This is a genomic window from Streptococcus sp. SR4 (assembly GCF_000517725.1).
Lineage (GTDB): Bacteria > Bacillota > Bacilli > Lactobacillales > Streptococcaceae > Streptococcus > Streptococcus salivarius_F.
On the sequence record NZ_AZYW01000044.1, the window covers coordinates 1 to 3,564 of the forward strand.

Here is a 3,564-nt window from a genome sequence, read left to right on the forward strand (position 1 = left end):
GGATGAAAATGGTAACACTATCAAACAATCTGTAACAGATGAATTTGGTCAACCAGTAGGTAAAGATTACGATACAGTAATTGATAACCGTCCTAAGACAATTGTTACTGCTGATGGTAAAGTTTACGAATTGGTACCACAAGGTAACTACCCAGTAGGTTCTGTAGATGGTGATGGTCACTTGACTACAACTGACCCAGTAACTGGTAAAGTTATCGAAGGTGATAAGAACGTAACTTACGTTTACAAACTTGTCGATACAACTCCAGAAAAACCAGTAACACCAACTCCAGGTAAACCTGAACAACCAACTCCAGGTAAACCAGTTGATCCAGCTCCTAAAGCTCCAGCTAAGGCTACTCCAGTTAAACCTGCACAAGAAATGGCACAATTGCCAAATACTGGTGAAGAGTCTAACGTAGCAGCTACAGCAGCTCTTGGATTGCTTGCAACTGCATCTGGATTGGCACTTGCGGCAAAACGCAAAAAAACTGAGGAATAATATTCCTTCGACTTACCCCTAAAACTTATGAGTGACTAGTCCTAATAAAAACTAACTACTCTTAAGTAAGAATAAGCCGATTAGCTTCGTTCTAAAAAAGACACATTCCGATATGGGATGTGTCTTTTTGTCGTGTTTGAAAATGAGAGAGGCTATCTTAAACGTTAGTCTAAGTCTCATTTAGGCTTAGTATTAGAGAGTAAAGGCTTAGTTTAGTAAGCTAAAATCTTAGATGTGGAAGAAGTATACTTTGAATTTTAAGACAACTTTCAGTTTTGTTTTACAAAATGTAAGGTGGGTGGAAATGCTATGAAAAAAGTATTTTCAGTATTTATACAGCATAAAGCGTCTGCAATCTTTTTTGAGGGAAATAAGAGTTTGTATTAGAGCTTACAAGATTTTTATGATAAAATTTATCGGTGAGTTTTAATTCATAAAACAAGAATGGAGTAGATATGTTTTTTAGAAGGAACGAAGGGGAATATCGCGAAACTGATCGCGTGACTCGTTTTAAATTGATTAAATCAGGTAAGCAATGGCTTCGTGCTGCGACATCCAACTTTGGACTTTTCAAGGTTGTTAAAGGTGGGGCAGACGCACCATCAGTTTCAGCACAGAGTGTCGAGGAGAAAACACCGCTTCTCTCAGGGCAATCTCTCCTTAAAGGAATTGCAGCGGCGGGAGCAGTGGCTGGAGGCGCAGTGGCAACTTATACAGCCCAAGCGGAAGAAACGACAACTCCAGCTTTGGAAAGCCAAGTAACTGCTAATCAAGATGTGGCAGTCAACTCTGAGTCAGTTGTATTGAGTGCGGCGCCAGCTTCGGAAGCTTCAGCAGTAGCATCAACAAGCCAAGAGTCTACAAGCTCTTCAGTAGATGCTCAAGCAAGCACGGAAGCATCAGTTTCAGTATCACAATCTGTCTCTCAATCTATTTCTGCTGAATTGTCACAGGCTATTTCAGAATCTGCATCACTCAGCAAGGAGTACTCAACTTCTGATAGCCAGTCAGAAACTGAAAGCACAAGTGGTTCAAACTCAGACTCAGCTTCTGATTCAGCAACTTCAACGAGCTCAGTTGCTTCAGAAAATGCAAGCCAAGAGGATGAGAAAACTGTCTTGGATCAAAACGTTTCAGAAGCGGAATTGCTCGTTAATATCGCTAAAAACTACCAAGCAAAATTGACAGATACAGCGACTAAGGCTGAAATCCAAACGGCTATTACAACAGTTCAAGAAGAAGTCACTAAGTCAACAACATTGATTGCGGCATCAGCAACAAACGCAGCTTACGAAGAACAGCGTGAGCGTCTTGGTAATGCCGTCGATAACATGATGACCAAGCTTACAAATGCTGGTTTCAATGGAAACTCTACAGTGAATGGCACTCCCGCTATCACTTCAAACCTTAACCTAGCGACTGGTGAGACTAAGGTTTATACAGGAACTGGAACAGACTCAAACTATAATGTTCCAATTTACTATACATTGAAAGTGACAAATGACGGGACAAATCTGAATTTTGTCTACACTGTTTCCTATGTTAATCCTGCAACATCAACCCTTGGGAATATTTCAAGAATGTCTCCTGGATATTCTATCTATAATACAGGAACATCAACACAAACGATGTTTACCCTTGGTAAAGGACTTGGGACACCTTCAAATGTAACAAACTACATTACAGATTCGAGTGGTAATCAAGTTGCTACTCCAAAGTCTAATACTTCAACAGTTACGAAACAAGGTGATGGCTTTACTTGGGGTAATGGTTACCAAATGAATGGTACTCAGGCTAAGAAAAGTTATGGTTTAACATCGACTTGGACTGCTAAAATCACTGGTGATGATACATCCTTCACATTCTCGCCTTATGCAGGTAAGACTGATACGATTGCCGTTAACTTCTTTAATGGTAATCAGGTTATCGAGTCTGAATCTGAAGCTGATACAACGAGTGCATCTCTAAGTACTTCTCAAAGCCTCGTAGAAAGTGCTTCAACAGTAGAGTCAGAATCTGTATCAACAAGTAAGGTAGAATCTGCATCGGTTTCAGCATCTGAGTCAGAGGTTGTTTCATCTTCTCTTTCTGTATCAGAGGAAGCATCAGCATCTCTTTCAGAGAGTATCTCAGAAAGCCTTCTTGAAAGTGCCTCAACAAGTGCTTCAGTGAGCGCATCACAGTTGGAGTCAAATTCAGTCTCTGCTTCAGAGAGCGCCTCAACGTCAACATCTCAGTCTGAGTCGAACTCAACTTCAGCGTCAGTCAGTGCGTCAACTTCAGCTTCACAATCAGTCTCAAATTATGAGTCAGCCTCAACAAGTGAGTCAGTGTCTGAATCACAGTCAGTGTCAAACTCAGAGTCAGCTTCAGAGAGCGAATCAACGTCGACATCACAGTCTGAATCAAACTCAGAGTCAGCGTCAGTCAGTGCGTCAGTAAGCGAATCACAATCAGTGTCTAATTCTGCATCAGCATCAGAGAGTGCTTCTGTATCAGAATCACAGTCTGTTTCAAACTCAGAATCAGCGTCAGAAAGTGAATCAACGTCGACATCGCAGTCTGAATCGAATTCAGAGTCAGCGTCAGTAAGTGCATCAGTTTCTGAATCACAATCAGTTTCAACGTCAGAGTCAGCATCAGTAAGTGAATCAGTTTCAGAATCACAATCTGTCTCAAATTCAGAATCAGCATCAGAGAGTGCTTCTGTATCAGAATCACAGTCAGTGTCTAACTCAGAGTCAGCGTCAGAAAGTGCGTCAGTTTCAGAATCACAATCAGTGTCTAACTCAGAATCAGCGTCAGAGAGTGCATCAGTGTCTGAATCACAGTCTGTTTCAAACTCAGAGTCAGCGTCAGAGAGTGCATCAGTTTCAGAATCACAATCTGTTTCAACGTCAGAGTCAGCATCAGTAAGTGAATCAGTTTCAGAATCACAATCCGTGTCTAACTCAGAGTCAGCGTCAGAAAGTGAATCAGTCTCAGAATCACAATCCGTGTCTAATTCAGAGTCTGCTTCAGAAAGTGCTTCTGTATCAGAATCACAATCAGTGTCTAATTCA

2 protein-coding genes are annotated in these 3,564 nt (G+C 41.2%); both read left to right on the forward strand.

Annotated elements, in window-relative coordinates:
- Positions 1–502, forward strand: a 502-nt coding sequence (locus HMPREF1519_RS10115) for an LPXTG cell wall anchor domain-containing protein (RefSeq protein WP_156024873.1), incomplete at its 5' end; no start/stop codon positions are given.
- 455 nt (positions 503–957) lie between these two features.
- Positions 958–3,564: accessory Sec-dependent serine-rich glycoprotein adhesin (locus HMPREF1519_RS04725; RefSeq protein WP_037611335.1), on the forward strand; the 2,607-nt coding region annotated here is incomplete at its 3' end.